An 18,595-nucleotide genomic window follows, 5' to 3' on the forward strand; every position below is an offset into this window, starting at 1 on the left:
GGACGGTGCGGCCCCGCGGCCGGTGCGCCGAGGGTCACCACCTCGGGTCTGCGTCACGGGGTCACCTCGTGGTCGTGGGGGCCGTGCCCTGGCTCGGCTGCTGCGTCGTGCCCAGTGTGGGCTCAGAGGTCGCCGACTGCGTCGCATCCGGCGTCGTCGGCGTGGCGGCACCCGACGCCCCGCTCACACCCGTTGCCGTGGCGCCGGCGGCCGCCTTCGCCGCGGCCTCCTCGGCGGTGGCGACCTTCGTCGCCTTCGCGAGGACGCTGCGGACCTTCTTGGTCACCGTCGGCGGCGTCGGGCTCGTGACGATCGGGAAGGCGTTCTGCTTCGTCGCCGGCTCGGGGTTCCCGCTCACGGTCCCGGTCCGCAGGTCGACGTAGCCGCGCGTGTTCATCCGCACCATGCCGAGCGCGGACGCGCTGCGGGCGAGCGCACCGGTCGCCGAGGCGGCGTCGATCTGCTCGTGCAGGTTGCTCGCGGTGTCGTCGAGGCGCGCGGACTCGCGCTGGAGGTCACCGAGCGCGAGCGAGCCCTGGGCCAGGGCCGTGTTGAGCAGCAGGAGCGCGATGAGCCCGCCGACGAGCAGGGCGATGCACAGCGCAGCGAAGGCGCCGTTGCCGGTCCTGGCGATCGACGTCGGGATGACGCGGAGCGGCGCGGCGGCCGGCGCCCGTCGCGGTGCACGGAGCGGCCGGGCCGTGGCGGTCATCTGGCTCATCGGGTGGGTCCCTTCGTGGTGGTGCTGCGGGCGGAGTGCGTGGAGGTGTCGCGCACGCGCTCGGCGACGCGAAGGCGGGCCGAGGCGGCCCGCGGGTTGGTGGCGACCTCGTCGGCCGAGGGCTCCTCGGCCCCACGGGTCACGAGGGACAGGTAGGGGGCGTGCTCCGGCAGCTCGACGGGCAGGTCCGGCGGCGCGCTCGACGTGGCCCCCGCGGCGAACGCGCGCTTGGTCGTCCGGTCCTCGAGGGAGTGGTAGGACAGCACCGCGATCCGGCCGCCGACGGCGAGCACCGCGACCGCCTCCTCGATGGCCCGGCGCCACACGGCCAGCTCGTCGTTGACCTCGATGCGCAGGGCCTGGAAGGTCCGCTTCGCGGGGTGACCGCTCTGGCGCTGCGACGCGGCGGGGATGACGCGTCGGAGCAGCTCGACGAGGCGGCCCGAGGTCGTGAACGGCTCGACCTCCCGGTCGCGGACCACGGCGGCGGCGATCTTGCGCGCGAAGCGCTCCTCGCCGTACTCGCGCAGGATCCGGGTGAGGTCCTGGGCCGTGTACGTGTTGAGGACGTCGGCGGCGGTGAGACCCGTCGACTGGTCCATGCGCATGTCGAGCGGGGCGTCGACGCGGTAGGCGAAACCCCGGTCGGTCTCGTCGAGCTGCAGCGAGCTGACCCCGAGATCGAAGAGGATGCCGTGGACGGCCGGGAGCCGAAGGTCGTCGACGACCTCGCGGATCTCGTCGTAGACGGCGTGGACCGGGCGGAAGCGGTCCCCGAACCGGGCGAGTCGCTCGCCGGCGAGGGCGAGGGCCTCACGGTCGCGGTCGATGCCGACGACGGTGCACCCGGGAAAGCGGTCGAGGACGCCCTCGGCGTGGCCGCCCATGCCGAGGGTCCCGTCGACGTGCACCGCGCCCGGCCGGTCCAGGGCCGGGGCGAGCAGGTCGAGGATCCGGTCGCGCATGACGGGCACGTGCCGTTCCTGCGCCGGTCCTCGGTCGTTCATGGGGCGTCCTCACGCTCGTTCTGCTGCCAGTGGGGCTGGTGTTACTGAAGTTGCTGGTGTGACTGGTTCGGGGATAGGGGTGTGCGATGCGGCAGTGGAGGTGGAGGGTGGCCGACGGTGCGGGCCGGCGCGGGGTCCGGCGGTGCTGCACCTGGGGGCTGGTCCCCATCCGCTGCGCCGCCCGGGACGGGGGAAGTCGTCCCGGGAGGAGAAGCGGCTGGAGGCCGGCGCCTAGGTACGGCGCGAGGGTGCGGTCGAGCGGGTCGAGCTGCTCAGAAGAGGCCGGGGATCACCTCCTCGGCCGTGTCCGCGAACGCCTGCTCGGTCCGCTCGAGGTAGTCGTTCCAGACGGTGCTGTCCCAGACCTCGAGGCGCGAGCCGGCACCGATGACGGTGACATCGCGGTCGAGGCCGGCGTACTGGCGCAGGTTGGCCGGGATGGTGAAACGCCCCTGCTTGTCGGGGACCTCGTCCGACGCGCCGGAGAGGAAGACGCGCATGTAGTCGCGAGCGGCTCGGCTCGTCGTGGGCGCCTGGCGCATCTGCTCCGCGACCGTGACGAACTCGTCCATCGGATAGATGAACAGGCACCGCTCCTGACCACGCGTGACGACGAGCCCTTCGGCCATCCGGTCGCGGTACTTGGCCGGCAGGAAGATGCGGCCCTTGTCGTCGAGACGAGGCGTGTGCGTCCCCAGAAACACGGTCCGCCACCTCCCCTTGTCCGACCCGCAGGCGACCCCACTCCCACCTTGTTGCTCCACGATACTCCACTTCCCTCCACCGTCAACGACGTTTCCCCCAAAATCGCGTCCGGCGCGTCGCGTTTGCGCAGGTCAGCGGCGGTGGTGCGAAGTGGAGGGCAGCACTCCCCGTCACCGCGGCGTCGCGCTCTGCCCGACCTGCCCTGCCTCCCCGGACCCGGCCGGGCGGCACGCCCGGAGCACGCGGAGGACACACGGAACGAACCAACCGGACCCGGTCGTCGTCCCGGTGGAGGAGAGTGGAGGAGGTCCCGGGCGACCGGGGAGCCGCGGGTGGCCCGCGGCCCGCAGGAACTCCCTGCAGTCACGGCACGTCGGTCACTACCGGCACGGCAGGTCCATGGGGGAAGATCACGTGACGGAGTGCGTCGGGTCGCCACGAGCGGACCGGCGCACCGACATGGGGAAGAAGCGGAGGAACAGTGACGACGACGGAGACCGGACTCGACACCACGGCCGGTGCCGGGGGGACCGACCTCGACCTCGTCCACGACGTCGCGGACCGCCTGGTCGCGGCCATGACGAGCGTCATCGAGGGCAAGGCCGACGTCGTGCGCACGACCGTGACGGTCCTGTTCGCCGGCGGCCACCTGCTCATCGAGGACGTGCCGGGCGTCGGAAAGACGATGCTCGCCAAGGCGCTCGCGCGCTCGATCGACGCGACCGTGCGGCGCATCCAGTTCACGCCCGACCTGCTGCCGAGCGACGTCACGGGCGTCAGCGTCTTCAACCAGGACGCCCGACGCTTCGACTTCCGTCCGGGCGCGATCTTCGCCAACGTCGTCGTCGGTGACGAGATCAACCGCGCCTCGCCCAAGACCCAGTCGGCGATGCTCGAGTCGATGGAGGAGCGCCAGGTCACCGTCGACGGCACGACCTACACGCTCCAGGCACCGTTCATCGTCATGGCGACCCAGAACCCCATCGAGATGGAGGGCACCTACCCGCTCCCCGAGGCCCAGCGCGACCGGTTCATGGCCCGCATCTCGATGGGCTACCCGGCGGCGCAGGCCGAGCTGGAGCTGCTCGAGACGCACGGCGCCCGCTCCCCGCTCGAGGCCCTCGCCCCCGTCACGGACGCCCCCACCATCAACCGCGTCGTCGAGGCCGTCACCCGCGTGCACGCGAGTCCCGCGGTCCGCCAGTACATCGTCGACCTCGTCGCGCGGACCCGCGCCACGACCGCCCTGCGCCTCGGCGCCTCGCCGCGGGCCGCCCTCCACCTGCTCCGGGCGGCGCGCGCCCACGCCGCCCTCGAGGGTCGCGACCACGTCATCCCGGACGACGTGCAGGTCCTCGCCGGTCCGGTCCTCGCGCACCGCCTCATCCCCTCGAGCGAGACCCAGCTGGCCCGGCGCACCACGTCCGACGTCGTCGTCGACCTCCTGCGTCAGGTGCCGGTCCCCCCGGCGGCGCGCTGAGGGGCGGAGGGCCGGCCCGTGCGTGCCCTGCGAAGCGTCCTGACGACCCGGGGACGGGCGTTCTTCGGCTCCGGCGTCGTCCTGGTTCTCGCGGGCGTCGTCTTCGGCTTCCGCGACATCACCCGGTTCGGGGTGCTCCTCGTCGCGCTGCCGGTCATCTCCGCGGCGCTCGTGCGCACGCGACGCACCCGGATGCGCATCGAACGGCACGCGCATCCCGAGCGGATCAGCGTCGGGCAGGACGCCCACGTCACGCTCTCGTTCGAGAACGTCTCGAGCTCGACGACGCCGCTCTTCCTGGCCGAGGAGCGCATCGACTACGTCCTGGGTGACCGCCCCCGGTTCGTCGTCGGGCGCATCCCGCCCGGACGCGTCCGGGCCATCGACTACGGCGTGCGGTCGCACCTGCGGGGCCGGCACCGCCTCGGCCCACTCGGTGTCCAGGTGCAGGACCCCTTCGGGCTGGCCAACCGCCATGCCGTCCTCGAGGGGACGGCCGACCTCGTCATCCTGCCTGCCGTGCACCCCCTCGGCTCGAGCCGGCACCCGAGCGCCGGCGTCGGCTCCGAGGGCGAGCAGGCACACCTCATCGCGCTGCACGGCGAGGACGACGTCACGATCCGCGAGTACCGCGACGGCGACGACCTGCGGCGCATCCACTGGCCCGCCACGGCCCGCACCGGCGACCTCATGGTGCGCCAGGAGGACCGCCCCGCCCAGCGCCGCGCAGTCGTCCTGCTCGACCCGCGCCCCTCGGCGCACGGAGGGTCGGGCGCCACGAGCTCCTTCGAGTGGTGCGTGACGGCAGCGGCGTCGATCGCCGTGCACCTGGCCGAGTCGGGATACGCAGTGCACCTCCTGTGCGCCGAGACCGTCGCGAGCACGCGCGTGACCGACCCGATGCCGGTCGACGAGATCCTCGACGTGCTCGCCGTGACCCAGCTGCGCGACGACAGCGGCGAGGACGAGATCCTCCGCGCCGCGCAGGCCCTCGCGGCCGCGGGCGGGCTCGTCGTGGCCATCATCGGCCCGCACGACCCGGTCGTCACCTCGCGCGTGGCGAGCCTGCGCCAGCCGGGAACGACCGGGCTGGCCCTCGTCGTCGACGCCCGCTCCTTCGGCCCGAGCGACGCCGAGGACGCCGGCGGCCATGTCGACGCGCTGCGCCTCGCCGGCTGGCGGGCAGCCGGCGCCGGTCGCGCCGACGACATCGCCCACGCCTGGGCCGTCCTGACGGCCGCGACCGTGGCAGGCAGCCGATGACCCGCCGGCGCTGGCGCATCACCCTGCTCGGGGCCCTCGCGACGCTCACCGCGTGCTACCCGGTGACCAGCCTCTTCACGGAGGCGACGTGGTTCGGCCAGGCCGTCGTCGTCGTGTCCGTCGTCGCCGCCGTCGGACTCGTCCTGCGCGGCCTGACCCGCTCGCGCACGCTGGTCGTCGCCCTCCAGGTGCTCGTCCTCGGCACCTTCCTCGTCGTGCGGGTGGCCGGTGGCACCTTCGCCTACCTCGTCGTGCCGACCGTGCAGACGGCCGAGGTGCTCAACGGCCTCGGCCTCCAGGCGCTCGAGACGGTCCAGCGGTACACCGCGCCCGCACCGCTCAACGACGGCGTCACCTTCTGCATGCTCGTCGTCGTGGCCGTCGTCGCCATCAGCGTCGACGCGACGGCCGCCACCTGGCGCAGCCCCGCGGCCGCGGGGCTGCCCCTCCTCACGGCCTACCTCATCACCGCCGCGAACGGCGACTCCGCACTGGCGCTGCGCTACTTCGTCGTCCCGGTCGCGCTCTGGCTCGTCATGCTCCACACGACGGCCCGGGCGCAGTTCGGTCGCTGGGGCACCGCCCGACCGGCCGAGCACAGCGAGATCGACGAGGCGGCCCACGACCGCGCCGCCCTGCGCTCCTTCTCCGGCGCGGCGGTGCGGGTGGGAGCCGCCGGCGTCGTCCTGGCGTTGGCCGTCCCGGCCGTCGTGCCGCACTTCCCGCCCCGTTACCTCACCGAGGGACTCGGGCGCTCGGGTGTCGGCGGCGAGGGCTCGGTCGGCTTCAACAACACCCTCGACCTCAGCCGAAGCCTCAACGACACGAACCAGTCCCCGGTCCTGCGGTACACGACGACCGGTTTCACGCGGCCGCCGCTGCGCGTGCTCGCCACGTCGTACTACTCCCGCGGCCAGTGGCAGGGCTCGGCACGACGGACAAGGGCCCCGTCGACGGGATGCCCCTGCCCCCACCGTCGCAGCGTCGCGACTACGTCATCTCGGTCACCGGCAACACGCTGTCCGCGCCCCGCGTCGCCGCCCCCTTCCCCGTGGTCGCCGTGTCGATGCCGGGGACCGGCTGGCGGATCGACCCGGCGACCCGGGACGTCCGCGTCGACAAGGCGGTCGCCGACTACCAGATCACCTACGCCGACATCGCGCCGAGCGCCGCCCAGCTGCGTGACTCCGGGCCGCCGGACCCCGCCGACCTCACCGACGACGACCTGACGATCCCGGACCGCTCTCGGGCCCTCATCGAGCGGTGGTCCGCAGAGGTCACCGCCGGCGCGGACAACCCGCTCGACAAGGCGATCGCGATCCAGAACCACCTGCGCGACACGTCGCGGTACACCTACACGCTCGACCTGGGCGAGCCGCTGCGCGACGAGGCCGGCCGGCTCCTCGAGCCGATCGAGAACTTCTACCGCACGCGCCGCGGCTACTGCGTCCAGTTCGCCACGGCGATGATCATGATGGCCCGCGCGCAGGGCATCCCGGCCCGGATGGCCATCGGCTTCCTGCCCGGCAACCGCTCCGGCGACGAGTACGTCGTCAAGGCGTCCGACGCCCACGCATGGCCCGAGCTGTACTTCCAGGGCTACGGATGGCTGCGCTTCGAGCCGACGCCGGGTGCGCGCTCGGGCACGCCACCGCCGTACGCCGTCGTCGGCGCCGGCTCCGGCGGCACGGGCGGTGGCCGCTCGGTCGACGACACCGAGTCCGGGAGCACCGCGCGGCCGACGTCGACCCGGGCGACGACCACGACGACGACGGCGGTGGCGGCGCAGCCCTCGTTCGGCGACACGCTCGCGTCGGTCTTCAGCCTGCGCCACCTCGCCGTCGTCCTCGCCGTCCTCATCGGACTCCTCGCCGCGTTCGTCATGCCCTTGACGGCCTGGCTGCTGCGGGCCCGGCGCCGCCGAGCCGCCGTCACGCGTCAGGACCTCATCGAGGCCGAGTGGGAGGCGCTGACCTCGCACCTCGGTGACCTCGGCCTGTCGGCGCCGGACGGCGTCACGCTGCGCCAGCTGCGGCACCGGTACGTCACCGAGGGCCACCTCGACACCGAGAACGCCACGGCGATGGGACGAGTCACCGCGACGCTGGAGAAGTCCCGGTACGACCGGCCCGAGCGGACGACGCCGCAGGAGGCGATCCGCCTGCACAGCGACATCCGCGCGATCCGCCGCAACGTCGGGCGCACCCGCGCCTGGCAGACGCGTCTGCGCTCCTTCTTCTGGCCCGCGGCCGGCGTCGAGTGGTGGCGCGGGCTGCCCGCCCGCCTCGGCTCGCGGACCCGCCGTCGCTGACGTGAGGTCGTCGCCTCAGTAGCGGACCCGGCGGTAGAGCGCCGCGTGCGACGCCGGTGGCGCGTGCTCGGTGAGGCCGGTGGTGTACGCGGGCGCCGTCCGCTCGAGGTAGGCCCGGACCCCCTCGAACAGCTCGGGGTGGCGTTGCTCGCACCGGGCCAGCAGGCTGGCCGCCCCCAGACGGGCCGGGTCCTCGCGGAACACCTGCAGCTTGGCGACGGGCAGGCGACCGCCCAGCACCCGGTCGGCCAGGACGATGGTCGGGTTCCACCGGTCCCGCCGCACTCCCCGCATCTCCCGGGCCACGGTGAGCAGCCGGGCCCGACCGCCGGCGACGGTGTCCGGCCGGGCACGCCACGCGACGCGGTTCAGGGCCATCCACGTGTCGCGCAGCCCCGGCCGGAAGTACGCGGCACACTCGAAGCCGGCCTCCAGCAGCCGGCGGCTCAGACCCACCTCGTAGGAGTGGATGACCTGCTTCTTGTCCGGCAGGACCGTGACCCCTTCCCAGAAGGAGCGGAAGGCCTCGCTGCCGGCGGCCTCGGGCCGGAACACCATGAAGTAGCTCTGCACGTGCGGCGCGATCTCCGTGTTCGACGTCAGCCCCCAGAAGCCGCAACGCCGTCGCTGCATCCGCTTCCAGATCCGCAGCAACGGGACCGTCGTCCCGACGAAGCTGTCGTTGCACAGGACGACCTCGTGGCCGGACTCGACGTGCGCGACCTCGAGCCCGTACCGGTAGCTCATGAAGTCGTGCCCGACGTTGGGCCGCTGGACGACCTCCAGGTGGGGGCGTGTGGCAGCCCACCGCTCACCGTCCGGGCCCAGGCCGCTCGTGGTGACGAGGACCACGCGGTCGCAGACGGTCGCGAGCTGGTCGACGAACCGTCGCACGTGCGGCGCCAGCTGCCCGTCGGGGTCGAAGTGGGCCATGACCGCGACGCGTCGGTGGACGGTGGAGGGCACGCTGGACTCCTCTTTCGGTGGCAGGGCCTGCTCCGGAACCGACGCGGGGGGACGAACCCGCGGGCCGGGCGGCATCCAGCCACCCGGCCCGCGTCGGGACCGTCCGCGAGTCCACGCGTCAGTCGAGGTAGTCGCGCAGGACCTGCGAACGGCTCGGGTGACGCAGCTTGCTCATCGTCTTGGACTCGATCTGGCGGATCCGCTCGCGCGTGACGCCGTAGACCTTGCCGATCTCGTCGAGCGTCTTCGGCTGGCCGTCGGTCAGGCCGAAGCGCATGGAGACGACCCCCGCCTCGCGCTCGGAGAGCGTGTCGAGGACCGAGTGCAGCTGCTCCTGCAGGAGCGTGAAGCTGACGGCGTCCGCGGGCACGATCGCCTCGGAGTCCTCGATGAGGTCACCGAACTCGCTGTCGCCGTCCTCGCCGAGCGGGGTGTGCAGCGAGATGGGCTCGCGGCCGTACTTCTGGACCTCGACGACCTTCTCGGGCGTCATGTCGAGCTCCTTGGCCAGCTCCTCCGGGGTGGGCTCGCGGCCGAGGTCCTGGAGCATCTGTCGCTGGACACGGGCCAGCTTGTTGATGACCTCGACCATGTGCACCGGGATGCGGATGGTGCGGGCCTGGTCGGCCATCGCGCGGGTGATGGCCTGACGGATCCACCACGTCGCGTACGTCGAGAACTTGTAGCCCTTGGTGTAGTCGAACTTCTCGACCGCGCGGATCAGGCCGAGGTTGCCCTCCTGGATGAGGTCGAGGAAGAGCATGCCGCGACCGGTGTAGCGCTTCGCGAGCGAGACGACGAGACGCAGGTTGGCCTCGAGGAGGTGGTTCTTGGCCTTCTTGCCGTCCTGGGCGATCCACCACAGCTCGCGCTTGAGCTTCATGTCGATCTTGTCGCCGGAGTTGAGCTTCTCCTCGGCGAACAGGCCGGCCTCGATGCGCTTGGCGAGCTCGACCTCCTGCTCGGCGTTGAGGAGGGCGACCTTGCCGATCTGCTTGAGGTAGTCCTTGACGGGGTCGGCGGTGGCACCGGCGGTGACGACCTGCTGCGCGGGGGCGTCGTCCTCGTCGTCGTCGCGGATGACGAACCCGGACTCCTCGGCCTCCTCGGCGGGAGCGGCGGCGTCCGTGGCGACCGGGACCGTGTCGTCGTCGCCCTCCTCGGTGTCCTCTGCCGCGGGCGACTCGTCGGTCTCGTCGCTGTCGTCGTCGTCGGTGACCTCGACGTCGACGAGCTCGCTCTCGTCGGCGTCCTCGGGTTCGGCGTCATCGTCCTCGAGCTCGTCCGAGTCCCCGGCGACCTCGGCGGCAGCCACCTTCTTCGGGGCGGTCTTGCCGGCGGCCTTCTTGGCGGCGGCCTTCTTCGCGGCCGGCTTGGCGGCGGCCTTGGCGACGCCGGCGTTCGTGGCGGCCTTCTTGGCCGGCGCCTTGCGCGCCGCCGCGCCCTCGGCCTCGGCGGTGGCCTCGGCCTCGCCGGCCTTCGTCGCGGGGGTGGCCTTCCTGGCGGTCGTCTTGGCGGTCGTCGTCCTCTTGGCGGTCGTCGTCGCAGCAGCGGTGGTGGAACGTGCGGTGGCCACAGTGCCTCCCTTGGTCCCGGATCGGGTTCGCTTCTTCGTGTCGGTGTGCGGCGCGTCGACGACGATCTCGATGTCGTGGGCCTCGAGGGTGACGAGGACCGGCTTCATCTGCTTCAGGTCGAGGGCTGCCTCAGCCTGCGCTCGTGCGATCTCGGTGCCGGTGATGCTTCCGTTGGTGCTGCCCTTGACCAGGAGCTGCATGATCGCCTCGTGCTGGAACACCTTGGGCAGGGTCTTCGGGGGTCCAGCGGGTGTTGCCTTCGGCACGGATGCAGTCGCCTTTCATCGCGGGTCTCGTGTGGTGCGGGCCGACGTGAGCACGCGGGCATGCCACATCACAACGAGCGAGAACGGGGGTTCGTGCCGGAAGAGCGTGGCCTGTCGGAGTCGGGTCCCCTCGGACGATCTCGCTGTGTGCCTCTTGCGATCCGGTACTCGGACATTATAAAACGCGCAACGGCGTGCGAGCGAACGGATCGGGCCGCGCGGTGGTGCCGACCCGGTGTGACACGACCCCGCCGGCGGGCGGGGCGGGCTCAGCCGGCCTTGACGGCGAGCACCGGGCAGGACGCGTCGAGCAGGATGCGCTGGGCGTTGGAGCCGAGGATGAGCTTGCCGACGGGGCTGCGGCGACGCAGTCCGATGACGATGAAGTCGGCGTTCTCCGCCTCCGCGACGCTGATGAGGTCCTCGGCCGGGTCGTTGCCCCGGACCAGCTGGCGCACCTCGTGCTCCAGGCCCTTGTCCTCGAGCACGGTCGTGACCCGCTCGAGCTCGGCCTCGAACGCGCTGGCCTCGTCGGCGTCGAAGTCCTTCCCACCCCGGTGGGAGCTGATGACGACGAGCTTGGTCCCCCTCAGGACGCACTCCTCGGCGGCTCGCTTGAGCGCCGCGCGTCCCTCCTTGGTGGCGACGTATCCGACGACGATGGCCACTTCGCGGACCTCCTTGTACGGCAACAACCGGGTGCTCGCACCGTACCCGAAAAGGTGGCCGCGGGCACCGGCACGCGCGCTCGGACGGATCGCGTTGCGCGCCGGGCCTGCCGAGGCGTCGGGGTCAGCGCGGACGCGCGAGGGCCTCGCGGACCACCGAGCCGACCTGCTCCTCCTCGATGAGGAAGCCGTCGTGTCCGTAGGCGGAGGTGATCGAGACGCGCGTCGAGACGGGGAGAGCCGCATGCAGCTCGTCCGACAGCCGCGGGGGGTACAGCCGGTCGGTGTCGACGGACACCACGGTGCAGTCGGCCGTGACGCGCGCCAGCGCCGCCTCGATGCCGCCGCGGTCGCGGCCGACGTCGTGGGAGTTCATCGCCTCGGTGAGCACGACGTAGGAGTTCGCGTCGAAACGGCGGGCGAGCTTGCCGGCGTGGTGGTCCAGGTAGGACTCGACGGCGAAACGCCCTCTGCCGGCGGCGCGTTCGCTGAGGCTGAACGGGTCCTCGCCGAGCTGGGCCTGACGACCGAACCGGTCGTCGAGCTCGGTCTCGGTGCGGTAGGTCACGTGCGCGATGCGCCGGGCGAGGCCCAGGCCGGTGTCGGGACGGTGGTCCGTGTCGTAGTAGTCGCCGCCGGCGTAGTGGGGGTCGCTGCGGATGGCGAGCAGCTGCGGCTGGCACCAGGCGATCTGCTCGGCCGTGGCGTAGGGCGTGGAGGCGAGCACGACACAGCGGTCGACGTCGTCGGGGTGGCTGACGGCCCACTCGAGGGCGCGCATGCCGCCCATCGAACCTCCGACGACCGCGGCAAGCCGCGTGATGCCGAGCTCGGTCAGCAGCGCCCGCTCGGCGGCGACCTGGTCGCGCACGGTCACGTACGGGAAGCGGCTGCCCCAGGGGCGCCCGTCCGGGGCGGGGCTCGCCGGCCCGGTCGAGCCCTGGCAGCCGCCGAGGACGTTGGCGGCGACGACGAACCAGTCCTCGGGGTCCACGGCCTGCCCCGGACCGATGAGGCTGTTCCACCAGCCGGGCGACGGGTGGCCCTCGCCCGCCTCACCGACGACGTGGCTGTCGCCGGTGAGGGCGTGCTCGACGAGGACGACGTTGTCGCGGGCCTCGTTGAGCCGGCCCCACGTCTCGTAGGCGATCCGGACCTCGGGAAGGACGCCCCCGCGCTCGAGCTCGAGGTCACCGACGTCGACGAACTGCCGCCTGCCGACGGGGTCCCCCTCGCGCCAGACGCCGTCGCCGCGTCGGTCGGCCGAGACGTCGGGACGAACGGGCTGCGAGCCGTCGACACCCTGCTGGCGTCGGGCCGGACGGCGCGTGACCTGGCCGGACCGGTGGGTCACAGTCATTCTGGCTGCTCCTCGGGTGTGCGCGCTTGCCGCAGTCCCGTGCCGGTGCGGCCTGGTCCTCACCCGGGGCACCCCACCGCGAAGGAGGGTTGCCGGCCAGCGAGCCGGGGCTTGGCGCTGGCGCTCATGACCTGCCACCACCATACGCGACCGCGTCTCGAGGCGTGGCCCTCGGGTCCACGGGCTGGACGGCTGGAGGGCAGGTCAGGCGCAGCTGCGGGGACGCAGGCCCCAGTCGAGGGACTGCCGCACGAGCTGTGCCAGCCGGTACCGCGGGTCGACCTCGAGGGCACGGTCCACGGCGACGGAGGCGTGGGCGCCGTCGCCGAGCCACCAGGCGTACGCGGCCACCACCGCCAGGACCGGTGCCGCACACGCGGCGGGGGTCGCCCGGCACAGCTCTTCGAGGCGCGCCAGGCGCACTCGCTCGGTCAGCGCGCGGTCCCACCCGCCGCTCCCCTCCAGCATCTCGTCGATGTCCTCCTCGATCTCCTCGTCCACGACCTCCCTCACGTCCCGCGGCAGGCTGTCGTGGGAGGACGTGTCGGCCTCGAGTGCGCGGCGCAACCGGCTGACGAGGTCGCGCGGGCAGGCCTCCAGGGAGAGGGTCCCGGGGCACACCCACGCGACGAGCAGGTCGCGCAGGCGGACGTCGACGAGCGGGCCGAGCAGCGCGGCCAGCGTCGTCGGCGTCGGCTCGGTGCCGAGCCCGCGGCGCACGAGGCGGACCCACGCCCCCAGTGCCTCGTCGACGAGGGCAGCGCGCGCCCGGCGGTCGGCAACGCCGGTCCCGACATCCGAGTGGGCGTGCCGCTCGGCCCACGCCTCGACCGCGGCGAGCCGGTCGTCGTGACGCGGGTCCTGCGTCGGCAGGGGCTCGACGAGCGCTGCGAGCTGCTGGCGCGTGCCCAGCACGACGGTGCCCAGGGCGACGTACTCGGCGACGGCCGGGACGTCGGCCACGTCCGGCAGGGCTCGCCCGGGCGGTGGGCAGCAGGCGCAGTCGAGCCCGAACCAGCGGCCCTCGCGCACGACGAGCCGGTCGCCCACCGGGACGAGCTCAGCCTCGAGCGCGTCGCCCAGGGCGGTGAGCAACGGTGCGGGATCCTCGTCGGCGGCGCCGCCGGCGAACCCGACGAGGACGACGCGGCTCGGCCGCTCGCGCACCAGGGCGGGCAGGATCTGCGCAGCCGCCGCGGCGGCGTCGGGTGGGGCGACGAGGTCCAGCCGGGCCACGAGCCCGAGGCGCCGGCCGTGGAAGCAGGCCACGACGACACTGCGCTCGGGCCTGAAACCGAGGTGGTAGGGCAGGACCGTCAGCAGGTCGGCCGGTCCGGACAGGGAGATCTTCGGCATGCCCGAAGGCTGCCCCCGGCCGGCGCGGAGCGGCACTCCCCCGCCGGCCGCCTGTGGACCGCGCCGCCAGGCGCGGAGGGGGTGTGGACGACGGTGCTGCGTCAGCGCTCGAGGCGCTTGCGGACCGACTCGAGCACGTAGTCGGTGGCCGCCTGGCGGACCCCCTCGGGCAGGCGTACCCCCTCGGATCGACCCGGGCCGGTCGAGCGCGGGCCGTCCGCCGGGCGCTGCGCTCCGAGGCCGCCTGCGGTCGGTGCCCCCGAGGCGCCTGTCGAGCCGGTCAGCCGCCCGACGACACGGCCCGGTGCGGCAGCCCCGGTCACGTCACGGTCGCGGCGTCGACCGTCGGCGACCTGGCCGGCCCAGAGCCGGGCCCGCGCGTCGGCAGGCGTCCCCAGCGCGGTCCCCACGCGGTCGTCCGGTGCGGTCGGGGACTCCGACGCCTGCCCGGGCTGCTCGGCGCGGGTCCGCGGCGTCCGCTCGGCAGCACCCGGGCGTGACGTCCCGGGCCGGTGCAGCCCCTGGCCGATCTCCCAGGCGATGAAGCGGTCGGTCTCCTCGAGGAAGGCCTTGACGACCCAGGTGAGCACCACGGCGTCGTCGGCCACCCCGATGACCGGCAGGATGGCCTCCGGCACGAGGTCCAGCGGTGACGCCACGTAGGCGACCGCCGCCGCGACGAGCGCGAGCCTGCCCAGCGACGTGCCGGCGTACGTGCGGTCGAGCGTGGCCCGGACGAGCCGCGGCACCGCCTGCACGCGCTCGCCGAGCCGGGGCGCGCCCGGGCGGGTCGAGGCGCGCACGACGGACGCGACGGTCGCGGCGAGCTTGAGCCGAGAGGCGGTCTTCATGCCCGCCCCAACGAGCGGCCGGGCAGATGGATTCCCGGCGCCGACGTCGTGTGCGCGGGGACGCCGGCGACGCGTCCGCCGGGATGGAGGACGCGTGCGCGGCCTCGGCCGGGCGTCGGGGCCGTCATCGGTGAGGTCACCGACCGAACGTCGCCACGGGCGGGAACTCCTTGGCGGCCTGCTGGCCGATCCGGCCGAGCATGTACACGTCGACACCGGCGCCGAGGACGCCACCGACGACGGGCACGGCCCGCCCGAGACGGGCGAAGGTGCCCTGACCGATGCGTCCGAGGAGGCGGAAGCCGACGGCCTTGTTGACGACCATGAGCGTCGGCGGGGGCAGACGGTCGAGCGCGAGCATGGACAGCCGGCCCCCGGCCGCGTGGAGGCCGGCCTTCTTCAGCAGGTCGTCGCGGTCGGCGCCGACGAGGGTCAGCAGGATCGCCGAGCGGATCTCGGGCTGGTCGATGTCGTACCCGCGGACCTTCGCGGTCGCGGCGGTCAGGCGCGTGCCGAGCAGGTAGAACTCGAGGAGGTTGGCGGGCAGCGAGACCGGCATCGTGAAGAAGCCGCCGAGGCCCGTGACGAACCCACCTGCGGCGCCGAGCTGCCGGTGGTCGCGAGCGATGATCCGCAGGGCCTGCTCGGCGTCGCCGTGGGCGTCGCGCAGGGCCTTCGCGGCCACCTCGTGGGCGGAGTCGAACGGGCCCTTGCCGTCGATGCCGACGTCGAGGAGCCGCTCGACGAGCCGCGTCGCAGCGCCCGTCAGGCCGCTCTCCGCGGGCAGGGCGGCACGGGAGAGCGCGCCGCCGTCCGCCCCTTCGCCCACCTGCTCGGTCCCTGCGTCCGAGGTCTGCACTGCCCCGCCCCTGTCCCATCCGAACAAGCCCACCGGCCCTCACTCCTCGCACGACGTCGCGTCTGCGGCCGCACCCGGCGACCCCTCCCCCGCCACCGTATGACGACTCGGCGCCGCGGTGCGCGCCAACGCCGCGGCGATCTGCCACGCCCCCCGGACGGACGGCGCACGGTCGGTGGACGGACCCGGACGGACGCGTGGACGCAGCAGCGTGGGCGGCGTCTCGTAGGGTCGACCCATGTCCGGACCGATCCTCGGCGCGTCGCTCGACGACCTGCGCCGCGACCGCACGAGCGTCAAGTGGCGGCGGTACGGGCCCGAGGTCCTGCCGTTGTGGATCGCGGAGATGGACGCCCTGCCCTGTCCCGCCGTCGTCGACGCGGTGAGCGAGGCGATGCGGCGGGGCGACACCGGCTACGCGTGGACCGACGACTACGCCGAGGCCTTCGCCGACCACGCCGAGGCCACGTGGTGCTGGCGGCCCGACCCCGCGACGACGGTCCGCGTCACCGACGTGCTGACCGGGGTCACCCACCTGCTTCGGCTGCTCACCGACCCGGGCGGCCCCGTCGTGCTCACCACACCGGTGTACAACGCCTTCTTCGAGGTGGTCGAGGCCGCCGGACGGCGCGTCGTCGAAGCACCGCTGGGCGAGGGCCACCGGCTCGACCTCGACTCCCTCGCAAGGGCATTCGCCACGGCGACCGACGGTGGGGCGCGGGCCGTCCTGCTGCTGTCGAACCCGCACAACCCGACTGGCACCGTGCACACCGCGGACGAGCTCGCGGCGGTGGCCCGGCTCGCCGACGAGCACGGGGTGCGCGTCCTGTCCGACGAGATCCACGGCGCGCTCGTGTACTCCACGAGCACCTTCACGCCGTACCTGGCCGTTCCCGGCACCGAGAACGGCATCGTGGTGTCGTCGGCCTCCAAGGCCTGGAACCTCGCCGGCCTCAAGGCCGCGGTCATCGCCCCGGGGCCGGACGCCGTGCCCGACGTGCGTCGCCTGCACCCGTTCGTGACGTTCGGGGCCAGCCACCTCGGCGTCGTCGCGCACGTCGCGGCGTGGCGCGACGGACGGCAGTGGCTCGCGCGCCTGCTCGACGAGCTCGACGCCAACCGCACGCTGCTCGCCCGGCTCGTGGCCGAGCGCCTGCCGGGCGCCGAGCTCACGGTGCCGGAGGCCACCTACCTGGCCTGGCTCGACCTGCGCGGGCTCGGCCTCGGCGAGCGGCCCGCGACGCGTCTCGTCGACACGGCGCGCGTCGCCCTGTCCGACGGTCCCCTGTTCGGCACGCCCGGGGCCGGTCACGCCCGGGTCAACTTCGCCACCTCACCCGAGATCCTCACCGAGGCCATCGACCGGATCGCGAGATCCCTTGGCTGACAGCGCCACCCGCGTTCCGGACGAGCACGTGGCGGTCACCCCCGGCGGCCGGAGCCCCCTCGTGGCCCTCGTCGTCGGGCCGTCGGAGGCGGCGCTCGTCGGCGAGGGGGTCGACGAGCGGGTGTCGCTCTCGCACCTCGTGGACCGGGTGGCCGGGCTCACCGCCTCGATGCGGCCCCGGTGGGTCGTCTGGTCGGCATCCTCGACCCTGCGCCCGGTGGTCGACGCGGGGGTGGACGTGCCGCGCACCTGGGACCTCGCGGAGGCCCACCGCATCGTCAACGGCGGCTGGTGGGCCACCCCCGGCCACGTCGTCGCCGGCTGCCGTGGCCTGGACGAGCTCGACGTGCCGCGCCCGCGGGTCGGTCACCTCAGCGGCTTCGACGGCGACCTGTTCGACGTCGTCGCCGGTGACGACCCCTCGCTGTGGACCTCGGACGGCCACCTGCGTCCGGACGCCCTCACGTGGGCCCGCACTCCCGAGCGCGTGCGCGCCCTCGCGGAGCTGGCCCTGGAGTGCCAGCTGTCCCAACAGGCGTCGCTCCGGCGGATCGGTGGTGCGGCCGCAGGGCGACTCGAGCGCACGGTCTGGTCCGAGTCCGCGGCCGCGGTGCTCTGCCTCGAGCTCGAGCGTGACGGCCTGCCCGTCGACCGCCACGTCGCCGAGGAGCTCATCACGGCCTCGGCCGGCCCCCGCCCGGTCGACGACGCCGACGCCGCTCGCATCCGCGCCGACCGCGACCACGACGTCCTGCGCCATGCCCCGGGACGGCCCGGCGCCGACCTGCGCAACCCCGGACAGGTCCGCGAGCTGCTCCTGTCGGTCGGCGTCGACGTGCCGAACACCCGCGCCTTCGTCCTCGAGCCCTACCGCCGGACCCATGCCCTCGTCGACGCGCTGCTGCGCTGGCGCAAGGACGAGCGCATCGCCACGACGTACGGCTACCGGTGGCTCGACGAGCACGTCGGCCCCGACGACCGGCTGCGTGGTGGCTGGACCGCATGCGACGGGGCGGCCGGGCGGATGACCGCCCAGAACGGCCTGCACAACCTGCCCGCTCCCCTGCGCCCGGCTGTCGCCGCGGAGCCGGGGCACGTGTTCGTCCGCGCCGATCTGGGCCAGGTGGAGCCGCGCGTGCTCGCCGTCGTCAGCGCCGACCGCGCGTTCGCGGAGGCGACGCGCAGCGACGACCTCTACGCGCCGGTCGCCGCCAAGCTCGGAGCCGACCGCCCCACCGCGAAGGTCGCCGTCCTCGCGGCGATGTACGGCCAGCGCTCCGGTCCGGCCGGCGAGGCCCTCAAGGACCTCGAGCGTGCCTACCCGGTCGCCATGGGTCTGCTCGACCGGGCCTTCGCCGACGGCGTGGCCCGGCGCCCGGTCCGTACCTACGGCGGACGGCTCATCCGCTTCGGCTCCCCCGGCGCGCCGCCGCAGGGACTCGAGCCCGGCGAGGACGTCCTCGCCGGGCGACCGTCGTCGGCCGCCGCGGACGCGGGACGCGGCCGGTACGCCCGCAACGCCATCATCCAGGGGTCGGCGGCCGAGCTGTTCAAGGCGTGGGCGGCCACGGTGCGCCACGCGGTGGCGCCGCTCGGTGGCCGGATCGTGCTGTGCCTGCACGACGAGCTGCTCGTCCACGTGCCCGAGGAGCACGGTGAGGAGGCGGCCGCCGCGGTCGGGACCGCGCTCGAGCGGGCGGCCCGGACGTGGGCCGGGACCGACACGGTGCGGTTCGTCTCCGACACGACGCTGGTGCGCCGCTGGAGCGAGGCCAAGGGCTGACCCGCCGGCCCCCCTCGGGTCCGTGGGCCCCGTCG

Annotated in this window: 16 protein-coding genes and 1 riboswitch; of the genes, 6 read left to right on the forward strand and 10 right to left on the reverse strand. The window is 73.7% G+C overall.

Translation table 11 applies throughout. From position 1 onward, the window contains the following. Positions 1-61 precede the first annotated feature (61 nt). The 3 genes from ftsL to mraZ form a co-directional block, all read right to left on the reverse strand. Positions 62-721, reverse strand: a complete 660-nt coding sequence (ftsL, locus tag AC1VM9_RS19435; protein ID WP_483123746.1) for a cell division protein FtsL — start codon at positions 719-721, stop codon at positions 62-64. Further along, a complete protein-coding gene (rsmH, locus tag AC1VM9_RS19440) occupies positions 718-1,728 on the reverse strand; it encodes a 16S rRNA (cytosine(1402)-N(4))-methyltransferase RsmH (RefSeq protein WP_483123747.1) in 1,011 nt (336 codons plus the stop codon). The genes ftsL and rsmH overlap by 4 nt, the downstream gene beginning before the upstream one ends. 272 nt (positions 1,729-2,000) lie before the next feature. Beyond that, the gene (gene mraZ, locus AC1VM9_RS19445) at positions 2,001-2,432 is read right to left on the reverse strand and encodes a division/cell wall cluster transcriptional repressor MraZ (RefSeq protein ID WP_481339048.1); all 432 of its coding nucleotides are present in this window, start codon (positions 2,430-2,432) and stop codon (positions 2,001-2,003) included. A 482-nt stretch (positions 2,433-2,914) separates the two neighbouring features. Here mraZ and AC1VM9_RS19450 point away from each other — a divergent pair, with 482 nt between their 5' ends. The 4 genes from AC1VM9_RS19450 to AC1VM9_RS19465 all read left to right on the forward strand — a co-directional run bounded on the left by AC1VM9_RS19450 (position 2,915) and on the right by AC1VM9_RS19465 (position 7,487). Beyond that, a complete protein-coding gene (locus AC1VM9_RS19450) occupies positions 2,915-3,913 on the forward strand; it encodes an AAA family ATPase (RefSeq protein ID WP_481339050.1) in 999 nt (332 codons plus the stop codon). 18 nt (positions 3,914-3,931) lie between these two features. Then, positions 3,932-5,176: a DUF58 domain-containing protein gene (locus AC1VM9_RS19455; RefSeq protein ID WP_481339052.1), complete on the forward strand. Its 1,245-nt coding sequence runs from the start codon at positions 3,932-3,934 to the stop codon at positions 5,174-5,176. Next, complete coding sequence (locus tag AC1VM9_RS19460; protein WP_483123749.1) at positions 5,173-6,405, forward strand: TgpA N-terminal domain-containing protein; 1,233 nt, start codon at positions 5,173-5,175, stop codon at positions 6,403-6,405. The genes AC1VM9_RS19455 and AC1VM9_RS19460 overlap by 4 nt, the downstream gene beginning before the upstream one ends. A gap of 89 nt (positions 6,406-6,494) precedes the next feature. Next, positions 6,495-7,487 carry a transglutaminase-like domain-containing protein gene (locus AC1VM9_RS19465; RefSeq protein WP_483124050.1) on the forward strand — a complete coding sequence of 331 codons (993 nt, stop codon included), beginning with the start codon at positions 6,495-6,497 and terminating at the stop codon, positions 7,485-7,487. A 15-nt stretch (positions 7,488-7,502) separates the two neighbouring features. On the opposite strand, the gene AC1VM9_RS19470 is transcribed toward AC1VM9_RS19465, so the two are convergent. The 7 genes from AC1VM9_RS19470 to AC1VM9_RS19500 form a co-directional block, all read right to left on the reverse strand. Further along, positions 7,503-8,453 (reverse strand): rhamnan synthesis F family protein, encoded by a 951-nt coding sequence (locus AC1VM9_RS19470; RefSeq protein WP_483123750.1) that lies wholly within the window; start codon positions 8,451-8,453, stop codon positions 7,503-7,505. Between the two features lie 118 nt (positions 8,454-8,571). Then, the gene (locus AC1VM9_RS19475) at positions 8,572-10,251 is read right to left on the reverse strand and encodes an RNA polymerase sigma factor (RefSeq protein WP_481344518.1); all 1,680 of its coding nucleotides are present in this window, start codon (positions 10,249-10,251) and stop codon (positions 8,572-8,574) included. Between the two features lie 314 nt (positions 10,252-10,565). Next, positions 10,566-10,964: a universal stress protein gene (locus tag AC1VM9_RS19480; RefSeq protein WP_481339082.1), complete on the reverse strand. Its 399-nt coding sequence runs from the start codon at positions 10,962-10,964 to the stop codon at positions 10,566-10,568. A gap of 124 nt (positions 10,965-11,088) precedes the next feature. Further along, positions 11,089-12,324, reverse strand: a complete 1,236-nt coding sequence (gene metX / locus AC1VM9_RS19485; RefSeq protein WP_483123752.1) for a homoserine O-acetyltransferase MetX — start codon at positions 12,322-12,324, stop codon at positions 11,089-11,091. A 17-nt stretch (positions 12,325-12,341) separates the two neighbouring features. Then, a riboswitch (SAM riboswitch) is annotated at positions 12,342-12,456 on the reverse strand. Positions 12,457-12,528: 72 nt separating this feature from the next. After that, positions 12,529-13,680 (reverse strand): DUF4192 domain-containing protein, encoded by a 1,152-nt coding sequence (locus tag AC1VM9_RS19490; RefSeq protein WP_483123753.1) that lies wholly within the window; start codon positions 13,678-13,680, stop codon positions 12,529-12,531. A 101-nt stretch (positions 13,681-13,781) separates the two neighbouring features. Next, complete coding sequence (locus AC1VM9_RS19495) at positions 13,782-14,531, reverse strand: YkvA family protein (RefSeq protein ID WP_483123754.1); 750 nt, start codon at positions 14,529-14,531, stop codon at positions 13,782-13,784. Positions 14,532-14,667: 136 nt separating this feature from the next. Continuing rightward, complete coding sequence (locus tag AC1VM9_RS19500) at positions 14,668-15,360, reverse strand: EcsC family protein (RefSeq protein ID WP_483123756.1); 693 nt, start codon at positions 15,358-15,360, stop codon at positions 14,668-14,670. Positions 15,361-15,628: 268 nt separating this feature from the next. Here AC1VM9_RS19500 and AC1VM9_RS19505 point away from each other — a divergent pair, with 268 nt between their 5' ends. Together AC1VM9_RS19505 and AC1VM9_RS19510 are read left to right on the forward strand one after the other, a co-directional pair. After that, positions 15,629-16,777 (forward strand): MalY/PatB family protein, encoded by a 1,149-nt coding sequence (locus AC1VM9_RS19505; RefSeq protein ID WP_483123757.1) that lies wholly within the window; start codon positions 15,629-15,631, stop codon positions 16,775-16,777. After that, positions 16,770-18,560 carry a DNA polymerase gene (locus AC1VM9_RS19510; RefSeq protein ID WP_483123758.1) on the forward strand — a complete coding sequence of 597 codons (1,791 nt, stop codon included), beginning with the start codon at positions 16,770-16,772 and terminating at the stop codon, positions 18,558-18,560. The genes AC1VM9_RS19505 and AC1VM9_RS19510 overlap by 8 nt, the downstream gene beginning before the upstream one ends. Positions 18,561-18,595 lie beyond the last annotated feature (35 nt).

Source organism: Monashia sp. HAY1-11D (assembly GCF_056868035.1).